Origin of the sequence: Enterococcus faecium, from assembly GCF_029023785.1 — a bacterium.
GTDB lineage: Bacteria > Bacillota > Bacilli > Lactobacillales > Enterococcaceae > Enterococcus_B > Enterococcus_B faecium.
Genome location: NZ_CP118955.1, coordinates 1075582 through 1102211 on the forward strand (window position 1 = coordinate 1075582; position 26630 = coordinate 1102211).

Genomic DNA, 26630 nt, shown 5'->3' on the forward strand with positions numbered 1-26630 from the left:
GTAAACGGTTTCCGTTTTGATGGGAGTGAAATGATGGATATTACGCATAGAAAAACAGATAAAAATTTCATCTTATTTGATGAAAATAGCCGAGTCTTCCATTTACGAAATACATTTCTTTCTTATCTGATAAAGATAGAAGAAAGCAATGTATTGGCGCATATTTATTTTGGCAAACCAGTCAAGCAGTACAAAGACAATAAAAATTATCCCCGAAGAGATCGTGGATTTTCAGGAAATGTTCCCTTAAATCCTGACCGGTCTCTGTCGAAAGATACACTACCGCAAGAATACTCTTCTCATGGCAGCATGGACTTTCGAACGCCCGCATCGATCATTCAGCGCAAGAATGGGTCAGACTTACTGGATCTGAGATATGACAGCCATTATATTACAGATGGGAAGCCATAGATCGAAGGCTTGCCTCAAACTTATGTGATGGACAAGTCAGAGGCACAAACGTTGATGATTTCACTTAAGGATAGAGAAACAGCGATTTATTTCGATTTGTTCTATACCATATTTACTGATAGAGCAGTGATCACACGATCTGTAAAGATAAGAAATGAAACCGGAGAAACAATCAAACTAGAAAAAGCAGCTAGTTTCCAGCTAGACTTTGCCCATACTAGGCGATTTGATGAAGTCATTGCTTTGCCAGGAGCACATGTCAATGAAAGACAGATTTCACGGCAATCTGTTTTATCTGGAACAAAAGTATTTGAAAGCCGTCGAGGAACGAGCAGTCACCATATGAATAACTTTATTGCTTTAGTTCATCATCATACGACAGAAAATACTGGAGAAGCGATCGGACTTCAATTTGTTTATTCCGGCAACCATTCTTTCGAACTTGAAAAAGATCAAATCAATCAATTGAGAGTCGTCGGTGGGATCAACAGCCATCGTTTTTCGTGGGAATTGAATGCAGGCCAGTCTTTTCAAACACCTGAAATGATCCTTTCTTACTCAAGTCAGGGATTGAACAAAATGAGTCAGATCCACCATGAGTTGCTACGTGAAAGAATCGCAAGAGGTCGTCATCAATTTGCTGAACGGCCGATTCTGGTCAATAACTGGGAAGACACTTACTTTGACTTCAATAGTGAAAAAATCAAGGCGATCATTGATGAAGCAAAGGAGCTAGGCATCGAAATGTTCGTATTAGATGATGGCTGGTTTGGAAAAAGAGATGCGGACAATTCTTCATTAGGAGACTGGTTCGAGTATGAAGGCAAGTTGACAAATGGATTACGTGAAATAGCAGATTATGCTCATAGCAAAGGGGTGAAATTTGGTTTATGGTTTGAACCTGAAATGATCTCGGTTGATTCTGAACTGTATCGAACACATTCTGATTTTCTTATGCAGGAGCCAGGTAGAATGCCTTCTGCTTCCAGATCACAACATGTACTGGATTTTACAAGGTTAGATGTTCGGCAGACGATTGAGAAACAAATGAGAAAGATTTTAGATACGATTCCTCTTGACTACATCAAATGGGATATGAACCGTTCGCTTTCAGATGTCTATTCGATTACCCTTGACCCACAGAGACAAGGAGAAGTAGCGCATCGTTATATGCTCGGGCTTTATGAACTACTTGAACATTTGACAACTGATTATCCGGAAATCTTATGGGAAGGCTGTTCTGGTGGAGGTGGACGGTTTGATGCCGGGTTTATTTATTATATGCCGCAGTCATGGACAAGTGATAACACGGATGCAGTGGAGCGTATGAAAATCCAATATGGAACAAGTCTTGCTTATCCGATTTCGTCCATCACAGCTCATGTATCAGCTGTGCCAAATCATCAGACCGACAGATCTACTTCGTTGAAAACAAGAGGAGAAACAGCTATGAGCGCTGTTTTTGGTTATGAACTGGATTTGACAAAGTTGTCTCCTGAAGAAAAAAAGCAAGTCAAAGACCAAATTATATCCTATCAAACGATTCGTCCGGTGATCCAGTATGGCCATTATTATCGTTTGGCGAGTCCTTTTGAAGAAAATATTGCCGCATGGATGTTTGTGTCTCCTAAACAAGATGAAGCTATTGTGTTTTTAGGGAGGATACTAGCTTCAGCTCAACCAGCGTTCCATGAAGTATATCTGATGGGGTTAGATGATGAGGCACTTTATCAGGAACAGACCTCGAAGCGGATATTTTCGGGGGCCGAATTGATGACAGTTGGACTTTACTTCCCCGATTTTCAAGGTGATTTCCAAACAGAACTGCTTCATTTCAAAAAGTTATGAGAGAGAAGGAAAAAAGTATGAAAGCAAATATAAAATGGTTAGATGATCCACAAGTTTTTAGAGTGAACCAATCAAATGCACATAGCGATCATGTTTGCTATGCAACAAGGGAAGAAGTAGAAACCACATCCTCCCTTAAACAGTCTTTAAATGGAACATGGCGTTTTTGTTATTCGCCAAATCCTTCGGTACGTCCAAAAACATTTTATAAAAAAGATTTTGATGCCTGTTCTTTTGATGAAATCACTGTTCCTAGTCATATTGAATTAGCAAATTATGACAAGATCCATTACATCAATACGATGTATCCGTGGGAGGGACATGTATTTCGCCGTCCCCCTTTCACGACAAGCCCTGAGAAAGAGGCGGAAGGGATCTTTTCAGCTGCTAAAGACAATCCGGTTGGTTCGTATTTGACGACTTTTCGATTAGAAGAAGGTCTAAAGGGAAAACAAATCTCGATTCATTTTGCTGGTGTAGAACAAGCAATGTTTATTTGGTTGAATGGTCATTTTATCGGGTATGCCGAAGATTCGTTCACTCCGTCTGAATTTGATTTAACACCTTATTTGGAAGAAGAAAATATTCTAGCTGTGGAGGTTTACAAAAGAAGTACAGCTGCATTCTTGGAAGATCAGGACTTTTTCCGATTTTTTGGGATCTTCAGAGATGTCTTCTTAGTTGCTCGAGGACAAAACCATTTAGAAGATCTTTGGATCAAACCTCGCTTAGATGACAAATGTCAAAATGGCAAACTTGAAGTAGATTTGTCTTTTGAGCAAGTAGCCAAAAACAGTCAGCTGAATGTAGCGATACTAGATCCTGATGGGAAGGAAATCTATCAACAGCAATATCCGTTAAAAGAGCAAATGACGATTCGCATCGATGGATTTGAAAATGTGGCACTGTGGGGGCATTTTCAGCCCAATTTATATAAGCTTGAATTGGAGACGATAGACGAAGAAAAAAGAGTAACAGAATATATTGACTATTCCTTCGGTTTTCGTAAAATCGAAATCAAAGATAAAATCATATACTTCAATGGAAAACGGATGATTATCAACGGGGTAAATCGACATGAGTGGCATCCGAAAAAAGGACGCGCCATCACTATAGAAGATATGGAAAAAGATTTGGCTATCATAAAAAATGCAAAGATCAACGGCGTACGGACATCTCATTACCCCAACCAGATCACTTGGTATTATTTATGCGACCAAGCAGGAATCCATGTGATGGCGGAAACGAACCTCGAATCCCATGGCTCATGGCAAAAAATGGGCGCATTTGAGCCTTCTTACAACGTACCAGGTGCAGTACCTCAGTGGCAGGCGGCTGTTCTTGATCGAGCAAAAACGAATTTCGAAACATTAAAAAACCATCCAAGTATTCTTTTTTGGTCTCTTGGAAATGAATCCTATGCGGAAGTAAACATTCGACAAATGAACGATTACTTCAAAAAAGTAGACCCCGATCGACTTGTCCATTATGAAGGGAATTTTCCAAATCCAGCATTCGAAGATTCGATTTCAGATGTAAAAAGCTGCATGTATGCGCCACCAGAAGAGATCATTGACTACCTTGAAAATAAAGCGGAAAAACCGTTCATCCTATGCGAGTATATGCATGACATGGGGAATTCGTTAGGTGGAATGGATTCTTACATGACGTTGCTTGATCGTTATGAAATGTACCAAGGAGGCTATATATGGGATTTTAAAGATCAGGCAATCCAAGTGACTGATCCAATCACAGGCAGAGAAGTGATGCGCTATGGCGGTGACTTTGACGATAAACCAAGTGACTATGAATTCTCAGGGAATGGGATCGTTTTTGCAGATGGACAAGAAAAACCCGCCATGCAGGAGGTAAGATATTATTATGAAAAATACAGTAAATAAAAGTCATATGGATACGGAAAAAGTTGCAATCGTCTTCGGCGACTGTACATTAGGTGTCAAATCGGGGAATACGCATTATATTTTTTCTTATACAAGAGGCGGACTGGAATCGCTCAATAAAAACGGAAAAGAATGGCTATACCGGGAAACACTTCCAGTTTTTTGGCGAGCAACGACCGATAATGACAGAGGTAGCGGATTTGGATTTAAATCCGGTATGTGGTTAGGAGCCGGATTGTATCCAAAAGTCAAAGAAATAGAAGTACTGGTGGACAATAAAAAGATCGATTTGCCGATTGCTCCAGTAAATAATCAATATTCAAGTAATGAATACGCTGAAACGGTTGAAATTATTTTTACACTGGAAATCAACACAGTACCAAAAACCCAAGTGACAATTTCCTACCAAATCGCTGGAGAGGGTAAAATGCTTGTCAATATGCATTATTATGGACAAAAAGGATTACCGGAATTACCCGCATTGGGTTTAAGGTTCATTATGCCAACGAAAGCAAAATTTTTTGAGTATGAAGGCCTATCAGGGGAAACATATCCGGATCGGATGGCTGGTGGTGTCGAAGGTATTTATAAAGTGGCAGGACTCCCCGTTTCCCCATACCTTGTTCCCCAAGAATGCGGCATGCATATGGAAACGAAATGGGTAGAACTAACAAGAAATCAAACGTTGGATAATACGGATAAAGATCAAGAAGATTTTTCGTTGCGATTTGAACAGCAGGATACGCCATTTGCTTTTTCCGCTTTACCATTCAAAGCAGAAGAACTGGAACAGGCAACACATATAGAAGAACTACCGCCAGAAAGACGAACGGTTCTTACGATTTTTGCAAAAGTAAGAGGAGTCGGGGGTATCAATAGCTGGGGAGCGGATGTTGAGTCACCTTACCGAATCAGCAGCGAAGAGGACCATGAAATCGGCTTTATTATTCAGTAGCAATCTTTAGATTATTATTTGAAAAACGGAGTTTACAAGACAAAGCTGCTTTATTCTATATGTCATGAACAAGAGAGTAAAAAAGTTCTCAGATACTTTTGTTCATGACTATTTTCTTCAATAAAACCAATTGTTATTTTTCTGAAAAACAAAGTTAATTATCAGAAAATTAAAAAAGTTTCATAAAAATGATTGACAGTCGATTTTTTTATGTCTATACTAGGTACAATTCTTACATCAGTTTGGAGCGATTTTTTATGAAATCTAGAAAACTTACAAAACTGAATACGTATTACTTTAGCTATTTTAGATAGGTTTGTATTCATGACTTCGTGGGTACAAACAAACCAGGTTTGTATCTATGATGGCTAAAGATTTTTAAACACGACTTACAGCCACGTAGAGAAATTCATCTATAGTGGCTATTTTATATTTTTGCAGCGCTTTTTAAGGCTCGTTGAAGATGTTCACTGTAGAGGCAATTTCCTACAGGGACATCTTTTTTTGTTGATTATCTGGGTCATAAGTAGGAAAGAAGGAGCGAAAATGAGAACAACAGGACACGGTCATTTAGTAGGAATTAATGTAAAACCACCTTGAAAAAGTAGAGAAAATCAGCCAAGATAGATAAGTAAACAAAAGAAAGCGGGAAAAACAATGATAGTAATTATGAAAAAAGAAGCAACGGAAGAACAAATAAAAAAAGTCGTCGATCATATCGAAAAAGAAGGATTCAAAGTCTCAATCGATCAAGGAACAGAACGAGTAGTGATTGGACTAAAAGGTGATACGCGAAGTTTACAAGAAGGAGCATTTACACGCTATGAAGGAGTAGAAAATGCTGTGCGTATTTTAAACACATACAAATTGACTTCTCGAGAATTCCATCCTGGCAATACAGTCGTGGATGTAGACGGAGTAAAAATTGGTGACGGCAGTTTCGTGACGATGGCTGGTCCTTGTTCTATCGAAGGATTAGACCAAATCAGAGAATGTGCGCGAATGGCCAAAGCCGGGGGCGCAAAAATTCTGCGAGGTGGTGCCTTCAAACCACGTACTTCTCCGTATGCTTTCCAAGGTTTAGAAGAAGAAGGATTGAAATACATCCGTCAAGCGGCTGATGAATTTGGAATGAAAGTGATTACTGAAGTGATGGATGAAGGGCATATCGACATGGTGGCTGAGTACAGCGATATCCTACAGATTGGCGCACGTAATATGCAAAATTTTAAACTGCTATCTGCTGTCGGTAAAACAGGTAAACCTGTTGGATTGAAACGTGGAATTTCCGGTACGATCAATGAATGGCTTAATGCTGCAGAATACATTGCAGTCGAAGACAAATCTCCTGTCATTTTTATCGAACGTGGGATTCGGACTTACGAAACAGCGACACGTAATACGTTTGATTTAAGTGCTGTCCCATTGATGAAAAAATTAACTCATTTCCCTGTGATTGTTGATCCAAGTCATGGTACAGGAATTTGGGAACTTGTACCACCAATGGCTCGTGCGGGTGTGGCAAGCGGAGCAGATGGCATGATCGTAGAGATCCATCCTGATCCTGCAAATGCTTGGTCAGACGGTCCCCAATCGTTGAATGAAAAGACTTACTCACGCATGATGAAAGAAGTTGCGATCATGAAAGAAGCAATGGAAAAGATTCAGACACTCGATTAATTCCAGCTTTTTAAAAGAAAGAAGTGAAATGAATGCTTACTGTACATGTTGATAACCAAAAATACGATATTCATATTGAAAAAGGCGCACTAGAACAGGCTGGATCATGGCTTCAAACGATTTGGAGACCTCAAAAAGTAGCTGTGATCACTGATACAAACGTTGCTCCACTATATGCAGAAAAAATCATGTTCCAATTGAGACAAGCTAATTTTGAACCAGTCCTTTCAATCGTACCGGCGGGTGAGACCAGTAAATCTTTAGAACAAGCAGCTGAGTTATACGATTTTTTAGCAGATAATGATTTTACCCGCAGCGATGGGATACTTGCACTTGGTGGAGGAATGGTGGGTGATCTAGCCGCATTCGTGGCCTCGACGTTCATGCGTGGGATCCATTTCGTTCAAATTCCGACTACGCTACTTGCACAAGTAGATTCTAGTATTGGCGGGAAGACAGCAGTCAATACAAACAAAGCGAAAAACCTTGTCGGAACATTTAGCCAGCCAGCTGGTGTATTGATTGATCCTGAGGTTCTAAAAACTTTGCCGGTACGTCGTTTACGAGAAGGAATCGCTGAAATCATCAAATCAGCAGCTATAGCAGATGCAACGCTTTGGAAACAGCTGAACGAGCTGAAAGACGAAAAAAATCTTCTGGAACATGCTGTTCCAATCATTACTGCTACGTTGGAAATCAAACGAAAAGTAGTGGAAGAAGATGTCTTTGACCAAGGAAATCGACTTATTTTAAATTTTGGTCATACAATTGGCCATGCAATTGAAAATACAGCAGGATATGGGGTAGTCAGTCATGGAGAAGGAGTAGCTATTGGAATGGTAGCCATCACTTCTCATGCAGAAAAAATCGGCTTGTCTCCAACTGGATCGACAGCTGCTTTAGAAAGGATACTTCAAAAATTCCATCTGCCGATTACGTATGATCTAAGTCATCCAGATGAATTATTCCACGCGATAACCCATGATAAGAAAGCAAGAGGAAGCCAATTGAATATCATCTTGCTAGAAAAGATTGGGCAAGCAAAAATCGTTCCTGTTCCCACAGAGACATTCAAAGATTACTTAGGAGGACTGTAAGATGCGTTATATGACTGCGGGAGAATCCCATGGACCAGAATTAACAGCGATTATTGAAGGACTACCAGCAGGATTACCTCTGTCAGAAGAAGAAATCAATCACGAACTCGCTCGCAGACAAGCTGGTTACGGCAGAGGAGGAAGGATGAAGATCGAAAAAGATCGTGTTCGGATCACGTCTGGCATCCGTCACGGCAAAACAATTGGTTCACCTGTCACTTTAGTGGTAGAAAATAAAGATTGGAAAAATTGGACAACTGTCATGTCTGTAGCAGAAGTGCCTGAAAAAGACCAATCACTGCGGCGAGTTGCACGTCCGCGTCCAGGACACGCGGATTTGGTAGGCGGTATGAAATACCATCATCGAGATCTTCGGAATGTGCTTGAACGGTCCTCTGCAAGAGAGACGACCATGCGTGTAGCAATCGGCGCAATTGCCAAGAAAATTCTGGAAGAACTTGACATCATCGTAGCAGGACACGTGATTTGTCTTGGTGGAATCCAAGCAGAAATACCTGGAAATATCTCGATTCAAGAAATCAAAGAAATTTCTGAAGCGTCAGAAGTACGAGTTGTTGATCCAGCAGTTGAGCAAAGAATAAAAGATTTGATCGATCAGACAAAGAAAAATGGAGATACGATCGGAGGAATTGTAGAAGTGCTCGTTGGAGGTGTTCCAGCTGGATTAGGAAGCTACGTACAATGGGACACGAAGCTAGATGCCAAAATCGCACAAGCTGTGGTTAGTATCAATGCTTTTAAAGGCGTAGAATTTGGGGTCGGATTCACTTCTGGTTCATTACCAGGCTCAGAAGTGATGGATGAGATCCTATGGGAAGAAGAAAGAGGCTATTTCCGACGTACCAATAATCTAGGCGGCTTCGAAGGCGGAATGACCAATGGCGAACCACTTGTCATTCGCGGGGTCATGAAACCCATCCCTACATTGTACAAGCCACTTCAAAGTGTTGATATCGATACAAAAGAACCTTACAAAGCAAGTGTAGAACGTTCGGATAGTACAGCAGTTCCTGCAGCTAGCGTCGTTGCGGAAAATGTTGTAGCCACTGTGGTAGCGACAGAGCTATTGTCAAAATTCCCAAGTGATTCGCTTGTTGAGTTGAAAGTTGCAGTGAAGGAGTACCGTGACTACTTGAAACATTATTAAAAAGGGGGCAAATAAGATGGCACAACATGTTTTTATCGTGGGGCTTGGACTGATTGGTGCTTCTATGGCACTTTGTATTCGTCAGACCAATCCAGAACTGATAGTAGTTGGTTGGGATAGTCAGTCAAAAACCCGTGAGCAAGCAATAGAACAGCAGATCGTTGATTACGTTGCAAATGATTTTGAAACAGGTGCAGAACAAGCAGACGTTATCTTATTAGCCGTTCCCGTCCGTACAACCTTAGCTTATCTTGCTGTCCTTGAAAGAATCAACTTGTCTGATCACGTCATCATTACGGATGTCAGCAGTACGAAGCAGCAAGTCGTGACATCCGCTGAGCAGAAAAATCTTCGGTTTGTCGGTGGACATCCAATGGCTGGCTCTCATAAATCAGGTATACAGGCAGCAGATGCTAAACTATTTGAAAATGCCTATTACATCTTTACACCTTTGGAAAAGACGAAAAAAGATGTTGAAAAACTGCAAGAACTATTTTGCGGAACCAAAGCAAAATACGTAACTCTTACAGCAAGAGAACATGACCGTATAACAGGAATGCTAAGTCATTTTCCACATATTCTGGCAGCTGGCTTAGTCAATCAGGCAGAACAATTCAATCAAGAGTATCCGCGAGCCAAACAACTGGCAGCAGGAGGCTTTCGAGATATCACTAGGATCGCTTCCTCGGATCCTGTTATGTGGACAGATATTTTGTTGAGCAATAAGCAGATATTATTGGAACGATTGGCGGATTGGCAGCAAGAAATGGCACAAATAGCAGAATGGATCATGACTGAGAACCAATCGGAAATCTTTTCTTTTTTCAATCGGGCAAAAGAAAGTCGAGACCAGTTGCCTATCCATAAGCAAGGCGCGATTCCTGCCTTCTTTGATTTATTTATCGATGTGCCAGATGAACCTGGCGTTATTGCAGAAGTAACTGGACTGATCGGAAAAGCGGGAGTTTCTTTGATTAATTTGAAGATCCAAGAGACCAGGGAAGATATTTTAGGAATACTGCAAATCAGTTTTAAAAACCAACAGGATTTGTTACAAGCAAAAAGAATCATTATGTCTAATACCAGTTATCATTGCTGGATCAAATAGGAGGCTGGATAAATGCAATTATTACAACAAATACATGGATTAAGAGGAACTGTTAGGATACCAGCAGACAAATCAATTTCTCATCGCAGCATCATGTTTGGGGCAATTGCGGAAGGAACGACGACTATACAAAATTTTTTGCGCGCAGAAGATTGTCTGAGTACTTTACATGCCTTCCAGCAATTAGGCGTTGAAATCGAAGAAGAGGAAGAGATGATCAAGATTCATGGTCGCGGTAGCCACTCATTTGTCCAACCAACCGAATCAATCGACATGGGAAACTCCGGTACGACCATACGTTTATTGATGGGTATTTTGGCTGGACAGCCTTTTATGACTACTCTGTTCGGGGATGCTTCGTTGTCTAAACGTCCAATGGGGCGAGTGATGGAACCTTTACGCGAGATGGGCGCTGACTTGCAAGGAAAAGAGAATGAGCAGTATCTACCAATCACTGTGACAGGAACCAACTCTTTATCACCTATCCGATACAATATGCCTGTAGCCAGTGCGCAAGTCAAATCTGCTTTGCTGTTTGCGGCATTAAAAGCAGAAGGCACATCCGTAATCGTTGAAAAAGAACGTTCCCGTAACCATACGGAAGAAATGATTCGTCAATTTGGCGGAAGGATCTCAGTAGAAGGTAAAACAATCACGGTAACAGGACCACAAAAATTAACTGGTCAACAGATAACTGTTCCAGGCGATATTTCATCGGCTGCTTTCTTTCTAGCAGCAGGGCTTCTTGTTCCGGAAAGCCAACTGTTATTAAAAAATGTCGGGGTCAATCCAACAAGAACCGGTATCTTAGATGTGCTGGAGGAGATGGGCGCAGCGATTACCCAGACGAATCACAATGAACAGAACCAATCGGCTGATTTAAGTGTCAAGACGAGTCATTTGAAGAAAGCAACGATTGGTGGAGAAATCATTCCACGTCTGATTGATGAATTGCCCATTCTAGCTTTAGTGGCTACTCAAGCAGAAGGAATCACGATCATCAAAGACGCAGAAGAATTAAAAGTAAAAGAAACCAACAGAATTGATGCGGTGGCAGAAGAATTACAGAAAATGGGAGCAAAGATAAAAGCGACAGCAGACGGTCTGATCATCCATGGGCCGACACCTCTGCATGGCGCAAAAGTGTCCAGCAGAGGCGATCATCGAATCGGTATGATGCTGCAAGTAGCTGCTTTGATAGCTGATGGACCTTGCGAACTAGAAGGAGCTGAAGCTGTTTCAATCTCTTATCCGGCATTTTTTGACGATTTAGCAGAACTTGTGTCAGGAGGAGAAGCTCATGGCTAGCATTTTGCTGATTGGTTTCATGGGCGCTGGAAAAACAACAATCGGTAAAGGGTTAGCTCAACGTTTACAAAAAGAGTATGTAGATTTAGATACAAAGATTGAGGAACATATCCAATTGTCGATTGCCGAATATTTTCACTATTACGGTGAAAAAAGCTTTCGAAAAGTGGAGTCAGATATTTTAAGAAAGCTGTCAAATGAAGATAAAATTATCGCGACTGGTGGAGGGATTGTCCAAAGTGCAGAAAATCGGCGTTTTTTAAAAACACAGCCGATTGTTCTTTACTTAGAGGCAGAAGCGGACTGTCTAGTTGATCGTATCCAACAAGATGAAACGTCTATTCGACCTTTAGCTCTTGGAAAAACAAGAGAAGAAATAAAAGCATTATTGGCACAACGACTTTCTTGGTATGAAGAAAGTGCGACACATCGAATCAACACGACCAATCAAACACCAGAAAAGATCATCGATACCATTATAGAAAGGATCAAAAGCATATGAACGTCAGCTATCTAGGGCCAGAAAGTTCATTCACTTATCAGGCGGCTTGTCAGCTATTTCCTACAGAACAATTGACTGCGTATGCTTCCATCCCTGCTTGTTTGCGCGCTTTGTTTCGCAAACAAGTCGATCTGGCTGTCGTTCCTGTAGAGAATTCATTGGAAGGATCTGTTCATCACACAATCGATCTTCTTTCCAAACATCCAGAAGTCGAAGTTAAAAGTGAAATCGTTCTTCCTATCAAGCAGCAGCTTTTAGGCAATCCAGCAACAAAGATTACAAAAATCCTTTCACATCCACAAGCACTAGCACAATCACAACAGTTTTTAGAAACGCATTATCCTAATGTTCCTTTAGTAGCAACAGAATCAACAACTGCTGCAGCAATGTATGTAGCAGAACATCCGAAAGAAGACGCAGCAGCGATTGCTTCATTAGAAACAGCACAGCATGTTGGATTGGAGATCTTAGCTGAGAATATCCAAGATAATGAGTTGAATCAGACACGTTTTTGGATCATAGGTGATCGAAAGATGACCAGCCAGCAGCCAGCTCCAGTAAAAATGAGTGTCATCTTGACACTACCTGCTAATCGGCCAGGGATGCTTCATAAAATGCTGGCAGCTTTCGGATGGCGGGAGATCAACTTAAGTAAGATTGAATCCCGACCATTGAAAACCAGTTTGGGAGAATATTTTTTCGTGATCGATTTGTTGTTGGACCGCCCAATGACATTAGTAGAGAATGCGCTCCAAGAAATCAAGATGCTCGGAGGAGAAAGTCAAATATTGGGCTGTTATCCAGTGCTGACAGTAGAAGAGACGCGTAGATGAAAGTCAAGAATACTGATTGATTTATTTAACTTAAAATAAAAAAATCAGTGCTTGGCTATTCTTTATTTTTGATATTCTGATTGATTTTTAGGAAGAAGCGGTAGACAAATCGTTACAGTCGTTCCTGTCCCAATCACTGATTGGATCGTTAAGCCATATGCATCGCCATACATTAGGCGTATCCGCTCATCTACATGGCTGATGCCGATTCCTGAAAAATGATCATTTTTTTGTTTGGTATTTTCAGTATCGAAGCCATCGCCGTTATCAATCACTTCGAATAAAAGAAGCTGATTTTTTGTTTTGCCGTACACCGTGATGAATCCTTGCGTTTTATTGTGAAAAGCATGAAGATAGGCGTTTTCGATAATTGGTTGAAGGATCATATTCGGCATAGATAATGACTGCAGTTCATCAGGAATCATTATTTTAGCCGAGATTCTTTCGCCATATCGCATACTCAAAAGATCGATGTAACTTTGTACGCTTTTGATTTCTTCCTTGACTGGAATCACTTCTTCTTTTTTCCCAATCGTACTTCTTAGTAAAGTAATGAAACTGTCGATTCCTTGAACTGCTTCATCTGTTTTTTTCTGCCAAATCAAAAATTTCAAGCTAGTCAGCGTATTATAAATAAAATGGGGCTGTATCTGTGCTTGCATAGTTTGGATTTCAAGCGAACGTTTCTTCTTTTCGTCTTGGATCGTCTGTTCATAATGATGCTGAGCATTACTTAGCAATTGATTGATCGTATTCCCTAGCAATTGGACTTCATGGCTTCCTTGTACAGGAACAGTAGCTTTTAAGCCATCTTCCTCTAGCCGTTTTAGCGAATCAATCAAGCGGTAGATCGATTTTGTGTGTCGATCCAAATACATAAATACCAATGAGCCAGCAAAAGCAAGTGTCACGATATTATACAAAATAATCGGAAAAATCACGCCCATTTGGTTAGATAAAGAATGAAGATCGACTTGACTGAGTAATGTACAATCCTGGCGGTACAGAGGAAGACGGGTCAACTGCTGTCCATTTGAAATCGTTGTTTCACCTACTGTTAGTTTTTTGAAAATCATTGATCGGCTCCCAATTGTATTTTCTTCATTTGATGCGATGATCGTCTGTTCTTCGTTCATGAAGGAGATCTTCGATATCTCAGGATTTACTACAGATTGAAAAAGATTCGCTAGTTGCTTGGATGAGATCGATAAAACAGCATATCCGTAAACGTGATTCAATGTATTTTTCAGTTTTTTGACAAAGAAGACGCTGGGTGCTTTCTTATCGCGAAGAGTCAATCCGTGGTGTGCAAAAAGCATTTGTGTATCAGCAGCACGTTCATTCACTCTCTGAGCAATCGCAGATTGAAAAAAAGAATCGGCAGATACGGCAGTGAGCATGTCGTTTCCGACAAAAGTTCTTCCATTTTCTCCAAAGATCAATACATCGTAATCGATCATTGGATGGATTTTTGAAAGAGAGTCATTCATTTTTTGGATTGTTCTTAGTTGCTGAAGCTGTTCCATATGTTGGGCTGGATCATTGGAAAAATAGCTTTTGACAGCTGGATTAGAATCAAAAGCGGCTAATGTATTCTCGATTGTATCATTCAAACTTTCAAATTCAGATTGAATCTTTTTTAGTACCACATCATTCGATTGATTGAACAGCTGGATATAGGCATCCCTTGATCGATGATAAATAAACAAAGAAATGACGATGGCTTGCAGAAAAAGACCGATGAACAAAATGAACAGAAGTTTGGCAAAGAGTTCATGCTCTTTGATTTTTTTTCTCATTTTACAAAAGTTCCTTTACGGTATTGAGAAGGTGTCATTCCTGTCTCTTCTTTAAAAACTCTGGAGAAATAACCCAGTTCGGTATAGCCGACTTTCTCACAGATTTCCGTCAAAGTAAGCCGTGTTTCCGTCAAAAAGAGCTTGGCTTTACTGATACGGACTTTTTTTAGATATTTTGAAAAGTTGATACCAAATTTTTCAGTAAAGATGGCTGAGAGATAGCTATATGAAAAATGATATTTTTCGGATAAAAGTTGTAAATTGATTTCTTTCTCATAATTTTCCTGGACGAACTCGTAGATCAAAGTCAAGATATCGAAATTGTCTTTTTTTGCATTTGCAGAAAAGTGGGTGAGTTTCTCAAGTGTTTCTTTGACAAGAATAGAAAAATCTTCGAAATACTCAGCATCGGCTAATAAAGAAGGAAGGGCGATCTTGAGCAAAGAAAGTTCTTCATTCCCAACATGCTCGTCAGCCAAAGCGTTGAGTAATGCATAGAAACGATTGATTGCCTCATGTTTCAAATAAGCTGGATCAATAGGCTGTTCCAATATCGTCGTGAAGAAATTCTCAAGTTCTTTGACAGCTAAAGCGTAGTCTTTATGAACGATTTTTGTTAAATAACTACTTGCTTGCTGCTCGTGGTTGGTTAATAACGGAAGAAGTTCATGCTGATAAGCAAGGTTCTTTCCCTTATGATAGAAACGTTGTCCTTTGGTGCAATTTCTGATCTCTTGGAATATTTCATTGATATCTTGGATTGCAAAAGAATCAGAAACAACAAAAAAATCACCTGGAAAAACTTCTTGACGAAACTTTTGAACAAACTTCCTAAGTGTATCTTTGGAATCAGTATTGATTACATAGCCGGATTCTTCCGAAAAGGTAGAAACAGGATAAATAGTAAACGAATCGTCGCTATCCATCAATGAATGGGTGATCGACTGTTTTTGTTTAGAGCCTTGTTTTGAACTGAATGGCCGTTTTTCGGTATATAACAGAAAAAACAAGGTGTGTTCAAAAAGAAGAGGGTCAAGCAATGGACGAGTTTGTCCAGCAATCTGCTGTGAAAGATTCTCGCAGATCTGCTCATAACGATTGGTGATTGGGCTTTTGTTGGGCTTTTTTTTGATTTTTTGTGAAACGGCAGTTAAGGAATTTAGAAAAAAATCAGGACTCAATCGAGGCTTTAAAAGATAATCAGCGACGCCTTCTTTAAAAGAATCTTTAACCATATCAAATTCATCATAGCTAGAGAGGATAAGGATCTGTGTTTCAGGTTGTTGCTGTTTTAATAGCCGCGATAATTCGATTCCATTTAATTCAGGCATCATTACATCTGTGACCACGATATCGATTGCATGTACCAAAGAAAAATCAAGCGCTTTCAACGGACTGGAAAAAGTCCCTATTAATTGAAACCCGTGCTCAGACCAATTGATCAACTGTTTCATTCCATCTAAAATCGTCTGTTCATCATCGATAAGAATTACGCGTATTGGCATTTTTTTACCCGCCTTAAGAATAGTCTTGTAATTTAAAAATACTTATTTCTAGGAGAAAATGCAAGGATATTTTTATTTTAAAGAAACCTCACCATTTCGATCTTTGGTCTAGATGCTAAGATTATTCCTTTTGTCATAGTTGATTTGTATTTTTTTATTATTTTAGGAGAAATTTTTGAAGTATCTGAATAATAAAGAAACCGTTTTCAAATTTTGGTATGATGAATGTAGCAAACGTAAACAACTAATGGATGGAAAAGGAGCGGATAAAAATGAACATCAGAAAGTTAATTGCTGGAGTCGTTTGTTTAGCGGCAGCATCAGGTTTCTTAACAGGATGCGGAAGTGCTAGTAGTACAGCAGACAAAGAAGAAAAAGTCACTGTCTGGGCGTGGGATGAGACATTCAATATCAAAGCAGTGAATGAAGCAAAAAAAGTTTATGAGAACGAAGAAACAGAGATAGAAGTTGTTACGATGTCTCAGGATGATATCGTTCAGAAACTGAACACCGCTTTAGCGAGCGGGAATACAGAAGGATTGCCCAATATCGTCTTGATTGAAGATTATAGGATACAAGGCTATTTGACTTCTTATCCAGATGCATTCGCTAATTTGTCTGCTATTGTAAAGGAAGATCATTTTGCACCGTATAAATTTGCGGTAAACAAAGTAGGAGATAAAATATACGGTGTTCCTTTCGATTCGGGCGTAACAGCAAACTTCTATCGTACGGATCTGATGGCAGAAGCAGGTTATACAGAAGAGGATATGGAGAATCTGAAGTGGGACGAGTATATTCAAGTAGCGCGAGATGTCAAAGAAAAGACGGGAAAGAAAATCGCTGAAGTCAATCCTTCTGACCTTGGTCGAGTAAGGATGATTATGCAACAGGCAGGAGAATGGTATACATCTGAAGATGGGGAGACAGTCACGATCCAAGACAATGCATCTTTAAAGTATGGTCTTGAATTGTTTGCCACTCTTTTGAAAGAAGATCTAGTCGAACAAACCTCTGACTGGAATGCTGGAGTAACTGCGATACAATCAGGAGCAGTAGCTTCTAGCCCAACTGGCGCTTGGTATTCTTCAACGATCCAAGGAGCAGAAAACCAATCTGGAAAATGGAAGATTGCACCAATACCTGCACTTCCAGAAAATCTGCAAAAAGCGCAAGCTTCTAACCTTGGCGGCGCTGGCTGGTATGTGATCAAAGGAGTAGCTGGAGAAGATTCAGCGAAAGATTTCCTAGAAGCAACGTTTGCTTCGAATGAAGAACTGATGGGCACTCTTGCGAAAGAAATCGGACTAGTATCTACGATGCTTAGCGCGAATGAACAAGAAGCTTATCAAGAAGCTTCTGAATTTTACAGTGGTCAAAAGATCTTTGACGATTTTTCAACATGGACATCTGAAATACCAGAAGTGAATTACGGACATGAGACCTATGCAATTGAAGCAGTCGTAGCTGAAGCTCTTCATCGAATCATCAATGGAGAAGAGACAGACAAGGTACTAGCAGATACACAAAAACAAGTAGAAGCACAATTGGCTAATTGATCGGTGGTAAAAAAGTGAATTTCTTCGCTTTTTCATCAGACAAACGAAAAGACAAAAAAGATCACGTCTGCCTTACAGATATTGTCTTTCTTGTCTTTTCATGTAGATAATCAATGATAGAATTGGAGGGAAAAGAATGAAGCAGAAAGATTTATTCAAAAACGGGCATGCTTTTTTAATCTTGCCAGTCATTTTGATATCAATCATGGTTTTTATTCCGATGGTTTTGGCTTTGATCACGTCTTTTCAAAGTGGTCCCCCTGTCAATATGACATTTAACGGGTTAGGTAATTATCAGCGGATGTTGACAGATGCAACTTTTAAAAAAGCTTTTTTTAATACATTCCTGTATTTACTTGTACAAGTACCGATCATGTTGTTTCTAGCACTTTTTATTTCCAACCTTTTAAATGATAAAAAGTTGAAATATAAAGGGTTGTTTCGAACCGCTATCTTTCTTCCATGTATCACTTCGATGGTCAGTTATTCTCTGATCATGAAAAGTCTATTTTCTCAATCTGGCCTTGTAAACAACTTGTTGTTGGGCATTGGTATGATTGACACACCGATTGGCTGGTTGACTCATCCAATTTGGGCGAGAGTTCTGATCATTCTTTCGATCACTTGGCGTTGGACTGGATACAATATGATTTTTTTCCTTTCAGGCATGCAAAATATTGATTCGGAGATTTATGAAGCAGCATCTATTGACGGTGCTTCTAAATGGCAGCAGTTTATCAAAGTGACGATCCCAAATTTAAAACCAATCATTTTGTTTACTTCCATTACTTCGACGATCGGGACATTGCAGCTTTTTGATGAAGTACAAAATATTACTGGCGGGGGACCAGCAAATGCAACGACCACCCTATCTCAATACATCTATAATTTGAGTTATAAATTCACGCCTAATTTTGGATATGCGGCAGCAGTTTCCTTTGTTATTGTTTCCTTTATTGTGATATTGTCGATAATCCAAACGAAAGTAGGAGGAGAAAGTCGATGAAAAATATGGTAGAAAAAGAAACAATCGAACGCCCCAACGTCAAAAAACAAGCATTAGAACTTCGTTCGACAATTGGGTCAGTATTAAAGTATACAGCATTAAGCATCCTATCATTTATTTCCATTTTCCCTTTTGTCTGGATGGTTTTGGGAATGACGAATACACCCGTGGATATCACATCGGGAAAAATAAAGATTGGCAGTAACTTGATCATCAATTTTCAAAATTTGTTTTCCAATGAGCTGAATTTTACTCGTTCCCTTTGGAATTCAGCGATGATCGCTTTGGTGACCACTGTGTTTGCATTGCTGATTTCGTCAATGTCAGGATATGGATTTGAGATTTATCAAAGTAAACGAAAAGACCTAATTTTCAATATTCTACTGCTATCGATGATGGTTCCTTTTGCGGCATTGATGATCCCTTTATATCGAATGTTTTCACAATTGAACGGAACGGTTTTGGGAATCAACAGTTTCTTGGTTGTCATCCTGCCATCTGTTAGCACTGCTTTTTTGATCTTCTTCTTTCGACAAAATGTTAAATCTTTTCCAAAAGATCTAGTAGAAGCCGCTCGATTAGACGGTCTAAAAGAACTAAGTATTTTTTTTAGAGTGTATATGCCGACGGCTAAAAATACCTATGCCGCGGCTGCAATCATCACATTCATGAGTAGCTGGAACAATTATTTATGGCCCTTAGTAGCTTTGCAATCTCCTGATAAACGGACGGTTCCGCTTGTTTTATCTGCTATGGGTGCTTCCTATACACCAGACTATGGAATGATCATGGCTGGATTAGTCATCGCTACTTTACCAACTGCCATCGTATTTTTTGTTTTGCAAAAGCAATTCGTTCAAGGAATGATCGGCTCTGTAAAATAAAAAAACACAATAAGCGCGTTCCTTCAAAGTCATTTTTCCAAGTAAAAAGATACTTTTGGGACGTGTGTTATTTTATGTTGAGAAAAATTAAATGATAACGTTTTAAGTTTGTGCTCGAAAACTCTTTCATTTTAAGGTAAACTTAAAGAGTAAAGGAGGAGGATACATGCTAAAAAATTTTAAAGAAGTGATTGCTGCTATATTGCCGATGACTGTCCTGATTGTCATTTTAACGTTTGTTTTTGCACCGTTAGAAGGAGAAGACCTCGCTTCATTTCTGGTTGGTGCGGCAATCATGATGATCGGAATGACGCTCTTTTTGTTTGGAGCAGATTATTCTATGATGGAAGTCGGAGATCTAGTAGGGAAATATATGATCAAAAAGAAAAGTTTGACTGTTTTGGTCAGTTTGGGATTTGCTATCGGGATCGTGATCACGATTGCTGAACCTTCCGTGCAAGTTTTGGGACAACAAGTATATGATATATCTGACGGAGAGATTGGCAGAGTGTTGCTGATTGGGATCGTCAGCGTCGGCACTGGAGTATTTCTAGCCTTTGCGCTGCTTCGGGTCGTATTCAAGCTATCCTATTATCAATTGATGGCTATAGGCTACATAGGCGTTTTGATCGCCTCATTTTTCACCAGTTCCGAATTTATGCCGATTGCTTTTGATTCGGGGGGAGTGACTACTGGTCCAGTAACTGTTCCATTTATCTTGGCCCTTGCCGGAGGGATGACTAGTATGATCAAACAAAAGAAAAATGAAAATGACAGTTTTGGAATGGTCGGTATTGCTTCGTTAGGGCCGATTCTTGCCGTGATGATTTTGGGGGTGATCTTCCAATGAGTTTCTGGCAGCAAGTGATAGATGGAATCGAAATCGTTACCATGGAAGTCATTTTGGCAGTGGCACCTATCGTAATCCTATTTGTTTTAATGAATATCATTAGTTTTCGTATGCGCAAAAAGCGTTTCTTTGACATTATGAAAGGTTTCTTGATAACGACTATTGGGTTGATCCTTTTCCTGCACGGAGTCAATATGGCTTATGTACCGGTAGGACAGCATTTAGGCAGTGCTATTGCGGGATTGCCTTACAATTATATACTGGTTCCCCTTGGCTTTTTAATGGGGTTCTTAGTAGGGTTTGCTGAGCCGGCGATTCATGTAATGGTCAAACAGGTTGAAGAATTGAGCGAGGGGAGAATCCGATCGAAAATCATGCTGATGGTAATTTCAATTGGGATCGGCGCAGCAGTAGGATTGTCTATGTGGCGTTTGCTCGTCGGATTCTCTCTTTATTATTTCTTGATCCCAGGATACGGGCTAGCATTTATTTTAGGACGAAAAGTGGACAAGATCTTTTTAGCAATGGCTTTTGATAACGGTGGAGTAGCAACGGGCCCGATGTGTTCGACATTTATTTTATCAATGAGCGTGGCAATCGCTGCACAAATTGAAGGAAGAGATCCGATCATTGACGGGTTTGGTGTGGTTGCAATGATTGCATTGACACCAATATTATCCACTTTAGTACTAGGATATATTTATAAACGAAAAGATGAAAAAGACAGAATCGAAAAAGAAAGATTGCAAAAATTGGGGGAAAGCAAATGAAAGATCTTGTAGCATTGAATCTTCACATGATTGTGACGATCGTTGACGGAGGAATGGGCGAAGATGTTATCGACTTTTCAAAAGAAGCAGGTGCAGCAGGCGGAACGATCTTACATGGAAGAGGTTCTGGTGTACATGATTCAGGGAAATTTTTAGGTTTGGACATTTCGCCAGAAAAAGATATTGTGTTGACATTAGTACCCGATAGTTTGACGAATAAAGTAATGGATGCGATTGGTCAAGGCATCAACATCGATATTCCAGGTAATGGTATTTGTTTTAGTATTGATGTAGACAAAGTCATTGGTATCACTAAGATTCATCAATATCGAGAAATTATCGGAATGCAAGAACTTTTAGATGAAAATAACGATAGAGAAAAGTCTGAATCATAGACAAGCGTTTGAAGAGGAAATAAACACAAACAAGAAGGCGGATGAGCGTTATTTCCGCTTTTTTGTTTGTATTTTTCTCGTGAATACTTATGAAATAGTAAATTTTTATGAAATTCTACTCTAAGCATCAGACTTTCTTTTCAAAATATGCTATTTTAAAAATGATGAAAAAAGGGGGAGAAAAATGAATTTTTTAGTTGTTTTAAAAGATACTCTGATTGAGCGATCTACATTTCTATATGTTCAATTGCAGGAAAATAAAACATTGCTGCATTTTTCACCAGAGTTCCATCTAGAGGGGCTAACATTAGGAGAAATCTATCAAGCAGAAGGGCTGTCGGCTGTTTTGCACTTTTTTAAGGTAGAATTGGAATTACCAGTAAAAGATTATATCGAGCTTTCTCTTGAATCTTGGGATCGAGCAGTGGTTGAACTGTTTCCAGAAGGTTTAATGATCGATACAAACGATGGGAAGATCCATCTGACTGCAGCAGAACTGCAAAAACAAATGCGTTATCAAATAGATGACGAAAATTCTTTTTCTATTTTTAGACGGCAGCAAAAGATTCTAAAAAGCTTTTTAAAAGTGATCAGTAAAAAACGGAATCTGATCAAAACGACACAGCTGTTGAAAAAATATCCAGGTCTGCTTCACACGTCTATTCAATTTCCTCAATTGATTACGATGATCCATCGTTTTATACGTATGCAACAGCTACCATCTAAGAAGCTGTTTCTTCCATTGACGGACACATTTCGAGTAGTCAACAGAGAAGATAAAAAGAAAGTGATTGTGATTGACTTTACCAGAAATCGGAATGTCCTTCACCAAGTTGCAATGGAAAAGGCCAATTAAGGCTTTTTCTTTTTGGATTTTTTTGTCATAATAAATATTAGATGATGGAGGAGATAATATGATGCAAACATGGTTAGAAAGGCTAATACGATTTCAGCAGAACTATCACAAACTTATGCAGGGAAGATATGCGAAATTTGATCAGTTGAATCGCGGTCTATTGATCGCTGCGCTTGTCTTTAGTTTGCTAAGTCGTTGGTTGCCCTATAGAATCGGACAATTGTTGTTCATCGTCTTTTTCGGATGGATGATATTTCGTTTCCTATCAAAAAAAATCTACCCCAGACTAAATGAGAATCAACGTTATTTGAAATATCTTGATAGAGTCAAAGAAAAATATCATCAGATAAAAAACAAAAAGCAAGTCAAAATGGATCGAAAAAGTTATACTTTTTTTGAGTGCCCGAATTGTCATCAAAAGCAGCGTGCACCTAAAGGAAAAGGACGAATACGTGTGACATGCAAAACATGTGGTATAAAATTCGAAACGAATGTTTAAGGGAGAAAAGAATGAAATTAGTATTATTACGTCATGGCGAAAGCGAAGCAAATTTTGAAAATTACTGGACAGGATGGCTAGATGTCGCCTTAACAGAAAAAGGAAAAGAACAAGCAGCAGTTGCCGGTCAAAAAATGCTTGAAGCCGGACTTCAATTCGATGCCGTTTATACCTCTGTTTTGAAACGTGCGATTCTTACCGGACAAGTCGCACTAGAAGAAATGGGTCAGTTATGGCTTCCTATAATAAAAACATGGCGTCTAAATGAACGGCATTATGGGGATCTTGTGGGTAAAAACAAAGATAAGATGAAAGAAATATACGGAAAAGATCAAGTAAAAACATGGCGCAGAGGATATACGGAAGTTCCGCCGTTAACCGCAGAAAATAGATTTGACCGCAGATATGATCACTTGGATCCGCATTTGATCCCATACGGAGAAAGTCTGGAAATGACAGTGAATCGGATCATTCCCTTATGGCAAGATCATCTAGCACCAAAACTAAAAGATCGGCAAGATTTACTAGTTGTGGGTCATGGTAATAGCATCCGAGCACTGACAAAATATTTAGAAGATGTTCCTGAAGATCAAATGGATACGATCGATATCCCAAATGCACAACCAATCCAGTATACATTAGCAGATGATTTGACAATTCTGGACAAAAAAATACTTTAAAGAACACCTTTATCTAAAAGTGAGAGATAGAAAAAAGAAGCAAAGGAATGGAACAAAAGGAACATGAAAAATTATATATGGGACTTTGATGGTACATTGTTTGATACGTATCCCGCAATGGTAGATGGTGCATGGCAAGCACTAAAAGATTTTGGTATCAGTATGGACAAAAAAGAAATCTACTTCAAAATGAAAAAGTATTCTACTAGTTATTTGATCAATGAATCAAACTTGAATGCCAGAGAGTTTAATGAATTATTTCACCGATATGAAAAAGAAAGTACGGAAGTTTCCCGTCCATTTCCAGAAACGAAACAAGTACTGGAAATGCTAAAAGACAACGGCGGTCGTCATTTCATCCTGACCCACCGTTTGACAGAATCAACATGGGGCCTGTTAAAAGAACATCGATTGGCACATCTGATTGAGGAAGTAGTAGGGATCGATCAGGACTTTCCTCGTAAACCTGATCCAGCATCTTTAAATTATTTGATCGATACTTTTCATTTAGAAAGAACAGACACGATGATGATCGGCGATCGTCGTTTAGATATCGAAGCAGGGAAAAATGCAGGAGTCGCTACTTGTCTTTACGACATCGATCATTTTCTGGGTGAGATCCCGGCAGATTATGTGGTAGGAAATCTGAATGAAATCCTTACCTTGCAGAGCATCATTAAAAAGTAGTATCCCCTTTCAAAGGAGATATGTTATAATTTTCATAAAGGAGTGATAAAATTATATGGAAATCAGAAGACAAAAAGAAGTTGTAGAAGCATTTCATTATGATATGAGATTGCCGAACCAAGAAGTAGAAACAGATTTGAAAGTAGGCTTCTCGCCTTTAAAAGAAACGATCGAAAACTATCCGAAAGAACATAGCATCGTAGGAGCACGCTTAGAGTTCCGTTTAGTGTTTGATACATATGTTTTATCTGGAAGTGTGAGTCAGATCAATCATATCCTCAATCGGAAAATTGAAGGTCAAAATGATGTCACACAAGAAGAAGTGGACGAGCTAGTAGCACCGTTATTCGATATCGTACGCCGAATGTCTTATGAGGTGACAGAGATCGCCTTAGATCAGCCTGGGGTAAAATTGAATTTTCAATCAGAAAAACAAGAATAGACAGTAAAAACATACCTGCGATAGATTAAAGCTATCACAGGTATGTTTTTTTATTACTAATTGTAAGCAAAAAGAATGTCATTTCGATAAAAATCGTCTAAAATATAAAAGTCACTGAAAAAAATTTTTTCAGGAGGATGGTTGAAGAATCATTCTCGGGAACCTTTACTTCCTTCGATGGACTTGTCATTAATAATATGAGGAGGAGAAAAATGACAACACTCATCACAGTTTTAGTGGTTCTAGTTTTTGCGGCATTATTATATGTGTTCTATCGTATGCAAAAGCGCCATACAAAATTTTCAACACGCGTCTTTACAGCATTAGGAGTTGGTATCGTCTTTGGCGGTCTGCTTCAATTGATCTTTGGTGTAGACGACAAAGTCGTTACTCAATCAATGGAATGGATCGGGATTGTAGGTCAAGGATATGTATCATTCTTGCAAATGCTAGTTATGCCTTTAGTGTTTATTTCGATCATTGGTGCATTCACAAAAATGAAAGTTTCTGAAAAGCTAGGGAAAATTAGTGCGACTGTATTGACTTCTTTACTTGGAACAACAGCTATTGCAGCATTGATCGGAATTGGTTCAACAATGCTGTTCGGACTCCAAGGAGCTAAATTCACACAAGGAGCTGCAGAAACAGCACGAATCTCTGAACTGGCAACACGTCAGGAAACAGTTGAAAACTTATCGATTCCACAGCAGATTTTATCCTTTATCCCTAAAAACGTTTTTGCTGATTTAGCAGGTAGTCGTGCAACAAGTACGATTGGAGTCGTTATTTTCGCGGCATTTGTCGGAATCGCTTATCTAGGCGTGAAAAGAAAAGCGCCAAAAGAAGCAGCATTCTTTTCAGATTTAGTCGACAGTCTGTATAAAATCATTATGCGGATCGTGACGCTTGTTTTGCGTTTGACACCTTATGGAGTATTTGCTTTGATGACAAACGTTTTGGCAACAAGTGATTTTGCAGCTATCGTCAATTTAGGTAAATTTGTCGTTGCTTCTTACGTAGCATTGCTTGCTGTTTTGATTGTCCACTCACTGATTTTGATTGGTGCAAAAGTCAATCCAATCAACTATTTCAAAAAAGCCTTTCCGGTATTGAGCTTTGCGTTTACTTCACGTTCAAGTGCTGGAGCTTTGCCATTGAATATCGAGACTCAGACAAAAGCTTTAGGAGTAGATGATGCAACAGCTAATTTCTCAGCAAGTTTTGGTTTGTCTATTGGACAAAACGGCTGTGCTGGCGTTTATCCAGCTATGTTGGCAACGATCGTCGCACCAGCAGCTGGAGTGAATGTCTTTAGTTTGGAATTTATTTTGATGCTTGTGGCAATTGTAACAATCAGTTCTTTTGGTGTAGCTGGAGTCGGTGGGGGCGCAACATTTGCTTCACTGATCGTTTTAGGGGCAATGAACTTGCCAGTAGCAATCGTTGGGTTAGTTATCTCTGTTGAACCATTAATCGATATGGCACGTACAGCAGTAAACGTCAGCGGTAGCATGGTAGCTGGTATCGTGACAAGTGCACGCATCAAAGATTTAGATCGCGATGTCATCAATGATGATTCTAAAGTGATCGATGTGAATGCATAGTCAAAAAGAGGTTGTGATAGAAGTGGTCAGCTTTAAGAAATAAGAAGAAGTTTCCTAAAAATAGTTTCTCAAATTTTTGTGAAATTTCGGCTTATTTCCGAGAAGCTACTTCTGAAACACCGTGAATAAGAGGTTGTGAAAAAGCTGCCCTGCATCAAGTAATAAGAACAGCCAAACAAAAATAGTTCCTCATATTTTACGTTTGGTTGAGCTTATTACCGCAGATGCAAGCTTTTGAACACCGTTTACCAGAGGTTGTGACTTGTTTTTAGTCACGACCTCT

Annotated in this window: 23 protein-coding genes and 2 pseudogenes; 22 read left to right on the plus strand and 3 right to left on the minus strand. The window is 39.4% G+C overall.

The genetic code is table 11. The annotated features are described in order from the left end of the window. Positions 1–33: 33 nt before the first annotated feature. The 10 genes and pseudogenes from PYW34_RS05090 to pheA all read left to right on the plus strand — a co-directional run bounded on the left by PYW34_RS05090 (position 34) and on the right by pheA (position 12811). Positions 34–2259 (plus strand): annotated as a pseudogene (locus tag PYW34_RS05090) (alpha-galactosidase). Between the two features lie 17 nt (positions 2260–2276). Beyond that, entirely contained in the window at positions 2277–4160 is a 1884-nt protein-coding gene (locus PYW34_RS05095) for a glycoside hydrolase family 2 TIM barrel-domain containing protein (RefSeq protein WP_002333053.1), read from the plus strand. Beyond that, the gene (locus PYW34_RS05100; protein ID WP_002289516.1) at positions 4141–5115 is read left to right on the plus strand and encodes a beta-galactosidase small subunit; all 975 of its coding nucleotides are present in this window, start codon (positions 4141–4143) and stop codon (positions 5113–5115) included. Before PYW34_RS05095 ends, PYW34_RS05100 begins: the two co-directional genes overlap by 20 nt. A gap of 657 nt (positions 5116–5772) precedes the next feature. Next, entirely contained in the window at positions 5773–6795 is a 1023-nt protein-coding gene (gene aroF / locus PYW34_RS05105) for a 3-deoxy-7-phosphoheptulonate synthase (RefSeq protein WP_002289144.1), read from the plus strand. Between the two features lie 32 nt (positions 6796–6827). Beyond that, positions 6828–7892 (plus strand): 3-dehydroquinate synthase, encoded by a 1065-nt coding sequence (aroB, locus tag PYW34_RS05110; RefSeq protein WP_002323120.1) that lies wholly within the window; start codon positions 6828–6830, stop codon positions 7890–7892. A 1-nt stretch (position 7893) separates the two neighbouring features. Continuing rightward, positions 7894–9060 carry a chorismate synthase gene (aroC, locus tag PYW34_RS05115; protein WP_002295218.1) on the plus strand — a complete coding sequence of 389 codons (1167 nt, stop codon included), beginning with the start codon at positions 7894–7896 and terminating at the stop codon, positions 9058–9060. Between the two features lie 16 nt (positions 9061–9076). Further along, a complete protein-coding gene (locus PYW34_RS05120) occupies positions 9077–10168 on the plus strand; it encodes a prephenate dehydrogenase (protein WP_002295216.1) in 1092 nt (363 codons plus the stop codon). Positions 10169–10180: 12 nt separating this feature from the next. Continuing rightward, positions 10181–11476: a 3-phosphoshikimate 1-carboxyvinyltransferase gene (gene aroA / locus PYW34_RS05125; RefSeq protein ID WP_002333052.1), complete on the plus strand. Its 1296-nt coding sequence runs from the start codon at positions 10181–10183 to the stop codon at positions 11474–11476. Further along, the gene (locus PYW34_RS05130; RefSeq protein ID WP_002295213.1) at positions 11469–11978 is read left to right on the plus strand and encodes a shikimate kinase; all 510 of its coding nucleotides are present in this window, start codon (positions 11469–11471) and stop codon (positions 11976–11978) included. Before aroA ends, PYW34_RS05130 begins: the two co-directional genes overlap by 8 nt. After that, positions 11975–12811, plus strand: coding sequence for a prephenate dehydratase (pheA, locus tag PYW34_RS05135; protein WP_002295212.1), 837 nt, complete (start codon positions 11975–11977; stop codon positions 12809–12811). The genes PYW34_RS05130 and pheA overlap by 4 nt, the downstream gene beginning before the upstream one ends. 62 nt (positions 12812–12873) lie before the next feature. Here the strand turns inward: pheA and PYW34_RS05140 are convergent, their stop codons facing one another. From PYW34_RS05140 to PYW34_RS13120, 3 genes and pseudogenes are all read right to left on the minus strand, one after another. Further along, positions 12874–14610 (minus strand): cache domain-containing sensor histidine kinase, encoded by a 1737-nt coding sequence (locus PYW34_RS05140; protein ID WP_002289136.1) that lies wholly within the window; start codon positions 14608–14610, stop codon positions 12874–12876. Beyond that, positions 14607–15536, minus strand: coding sequence for a helix-turn-helix domain-containing protein (locus tag PYW34_RS13115; RefSeq protein ID WP_002289135.1), 930 nt, complete (start codon positions 15534–15536; stop codon positions 14607–14609). The genes PYW34_RS05140 and PYW34_RS13115 overlap by 4 nt, the downstream gene beginning before the upstream one ends. Positions 15537–15854: 318 nt before the next feature. Next, positions 15855–16115: pseudogene (locus PYW34_RS13120) on the minus strand (response regulator); the annotation flags it as partial. Between the two features lie 272 nt (positions 16116–16387). Here PYW34_RS13120 and PYW34_RS05155 point away from each other — a divergent pair. The 12 genes from PYW34_RS05155 (at position 16388) to PYW34_RS05210 (ending at position 26347) form a co-directional block, all read left to right on the plus strand. Next, positions 16388–17674, plus strand: a complete 1287-nt coding sequence (locus tag PYW34_RS05155; protein WP_002289133.1) for an ABC transporter substrate-binding protein — start codon at positions 16388–16390, stop codon at positions 17672–17674. A 136-nt stretch (positions 17675–17810) separates the two neighbouring features. Further along, complete coding sequence (locus tag PYW34_RS05160) at positions 17811–18680, plus strand: carbohydrate ABC transporter permease (protein ID WP_002289132.1); 870 nt, start codon at positions 17811–17813, stop codon at positions 18678–18680. Next, a complete protein-coding gene (locus PYW34_RS05165) occupies positions 18677–19564 on the plus strand; it encodes a carbohydrate ABC transporter permease (protein WP_002333049.1) in 888 nt (295 codons plus the stop codon). The genes PYW34_RS05160 and PYW34_RS05165 overlap by 4 nt, the downstream gene beginning before the upstream one ends. A gap of 166 nt (positions 19565–19730) precedes the next feature. After that, complete coding sequence (locus PYW34_RS05170; RefSeq protein WP_002296409.1) at positions 19731–20414, plus strand: DUF1538 domain-containing protein; 684 nt, start codon at positions 19731–19733, stop codon at positions 20412–20414. Next, the gene (locus tag PYW34_RS05175; protein WP_002295202.1) at positions 20411–21184 is read left to right on the plus strand and encodes a DUF1538 domain-containing protein; all 774 of its coding nucleotides are present in this window, start codon (positions 20411–20413) and stop codon (positions 21182–21184) included. Before PYW34_RS05170 ends, PYW34_RS05175 begins: the two co-directional genes overlap by 4 nt. Further along, positions 21181–21579 carry a P-II family nitrogen regulator gene (locus PYW34_RS05180; RefSeq protein WP_002295200.1) on the plus strand — a complete coding sequence of 133 codons (399 nt, stop codon included), beginning with the start codon at positions 21181–21183 and terminating at the stop codon, positions 21577–21579. The genes PYW34_RS05175 and PYW34_RS05180 overlap by 4 nt, the downstream gene beginning before the upstream one ends. Before the next feature lie 184 nt (positions 21580–21763). Then, entirely contained in the window at positions 21764–22435 is a 672-nt protein-coding gene (locus PYW34_RS05185; RefSeq protein ID WP_002295199.1) for a transcriptional regulator, read from the plus strand. A gap of 58 nt (positions 22436–22493) precedes the next feature. Further along, positions 22494–22934 carry a hypothetical protein gene (locus tag PYW34_RS05190; protein WP_002322028.1) on the plus strand — a complete coding sequence of 147 codons (441 nt, stop codon included), beginning with the start codon at positions 22494–22496 and terminating at the stop codon, positions 22932–22934. 11 nt (positions 22935–22945) lie between these two features. After that, complete coding sequence (locus tag PYW34_RS05195) at positions 22946–23614, plus strand: 2,3-bisphosphoglycerate-dependent phosphoglycerate mutase (protein WP_002295197.1); 669 nt, start codon at positions 22946–22948, stop codon at positions 23612–23614. A 63-nt stretch (positions 23615–23677) separates the two neighbouring features. After that, positions 23678–24301, plus strand: coding sequence for an HAD-IA family hydrolase (locus tag PYW34_RS05200; protein WP_002295196.1), 624 nt, complete (start codon positions 23678–23680; stop codon positions 24299–24301). A 55-nt stretch (positions 24302–24356) separates the two neighbouring features. Further along, positions 24357–24743 carry a DUF1149 family protein gene (locus PYW34_RS05205; RefSeq protein ID WP_002291995.1) on the plus strand — a complete coding sequence of 129 codons (387 nt, stop codon included), beginning with the start codon at positions 24357–24359 and terminating at the stop codon, positions 24741–24743. 212 nt (positions 24744–24955) lie between these two features. Next, entirely contained in the window at positions 24956–26347 is a 1392-nt protein-coding gene (locus PYW34_RS05210; protein WP_002295194.1) for an L-cystine transporter, read from the plus strand. The last annotated feature ends 283 nt before the right edge of the window (positions 26348–26630 follow it).

What these genes read in the sequence shown, in the direction of transcription:
- PYW34_RS05160 (WP_002289132.1), top strand. Translation starts at nt 17,811, where the DNA reads ATGAAGCAGAAAGATTTATTCAAAAACGGGCATGCTTTTTTAATCTTG.
- PYW34_RS05095 (WP_002333053.1), top strand. Translation starts at nt 2,277, where the DNA reads ATGAAAGCAAATATAAAATGGTTAGATGATCCACAAGTTTTTAGAGTG.
- aroA (WP_002333052.1), top strand. Translation starts at nt 10,181, where the DNA reads ATGCAATTATTACAACAAATACATGGATTAAGAGGAACTGTTAGGATA.
- PYW34_RS05120 (WP_002295216.1), top strand. Translation starts at nt 9,077, where the DNA reads ATGGCACAACATGTTTTTATCGTGGGGCTTGGACTGATTGGTGCTTCT.
- PYW34_RS13115 (WP_002289135.1), bottom strand. Translation starts at nt 15,536, where the DNA reads ATGGATAGCGACGATTCGTTTACTATTTATCCTGTTTCTACCTTTTCG.
- PYW34_RS05130 (WP_002295213.1), top strand. Translation starts at nt 11,469, where the DNA reads ATGGCTAGCATTTTGCTGATTGGTTTCATGGGCGCTGGAAAAACAACA.
- PYW34_RS05195 (WP_002295197.1), top strand. Translation starts at nt 22,946, where the DNA reads ATGAAATTAGTATTATTACGTCATGGCGAAAGCGAAGCAAATTTTGAA.
- PYW34_RS05100 (WP_002289516.1), top strand. Translation starts at nt 4,141, where the DNA reads ATGAAAAATACAGTAAATAAAAGTCATATGGATACGGAAAAAGTTGCA.
- pheA (WP_002295212.1), top strand. Translation starts at nt 11,975, where the DNA reads ATGAACGTCAGCTATCTAGGGCCAGAAAGTTCATTCACTTATCAGGCG.
- PYW34_RS05210 (WP_002295194.1), top strand. Translation starts at nt 24,956, where the DNA reads ATGACAACACTCATCACAGTTTTAGTGGTTCTAGTTTTTGCGGCATTA.
- PYW34_RS05205 (WP_002291995.1), top strand. Translation starts at nt 24,357, where the DNA reads ATGGAAATCAGAAGACAAAAAGAAGTTGTAGAAGCATTTCATTATGAT.
- PYW34_RS05180 (WP_002295200.1), top strand. Translation starts at nt 21,181, where the DNA reads ATGAAAGATCTTGTAGCATTGAATCTTCACATGATTGTGACGATCGTT.
- PYW34_RS05140 (WP_002289136.1), bottom strand. Translation starts at nt 14,610, where the DNA reads ATGAGAAAAAAAATCAAAGAGCATGAACTCTTTGCCAAACTTCTGTTC.
- aroC (WP_002295218.1), top strand. Translation starts at nt 7,894, where the DNA reads ATGCGTTATATGACTGCGGGAGAATCCCATGGACCAGAATTAACAGCG.
- PYW34_RS05165 (WP_002333049.1), top strand. Translation starts at nt 18,677, where the DNA reads ATGAAAAATATGGTAGAAAAAGAAACAATCGAACGCCCCAACGTCAAA.
- aroF (WP_002289144.1), top strand. Translation starts at nt 5,773, where the DNA reads ATGATAGTAATTATGAAAAAAGAAGCAACGGAAGAACAAATAAAAAAA.
- PYW34_RS05185 (WP_002295199.1), top strand. Translation starts at nt 21,764, where the DNA reads ATGAATTTTTTAGTTGTTTTAAAAGATACTCTGATTGAGCGATCTACA.
- PYW34_RS05155 (WP_002289133.1), top strand. Translation starts at nt 16,388, where the DNA reads ATGAACATCAGAAAGTTAATTGCTGGAGTCGTTTGTTTAGCGGCAGCA.
- aroB (WP_002323120.1), top strand. Translation starts at nt 6,828, where the DNA reads ATGCTTACTGTACATGTTGATAACCAAAAATACGATATTCATATTGAA.
- PYW34_RS05200 (WP_002295196.1), top strand. Translation starts at nt 23,678, where the DNA reads ATGAAAAATTATATATGGGACTTTGATGGTACATTGTTTGATACGTAT.
- PYW34_RS05175 (WP_002295202.1), top strand. Translation starts at nt 20,411, where the DNA reads ATGAGTTTCTGGCAGCAAGTGATAGATGGAATCGAAATCGTTACCATG.
- PYW34_RS05190 (WP_002322028.1), top strand. Translation starts at nt 22,494, where the DNA reads ATGATGCAAACATGGTTAGAAAGGCTAATACGATTTCAGCAGAACTAT.
- PYW34_RS05170 (WP_002296409.1), top strand. Translation starts at nt 19,731, where the DNA reads ATGCTAAAAAATTTTAAAGAAGTGATTGCTGCTATATTGCCGATGACT.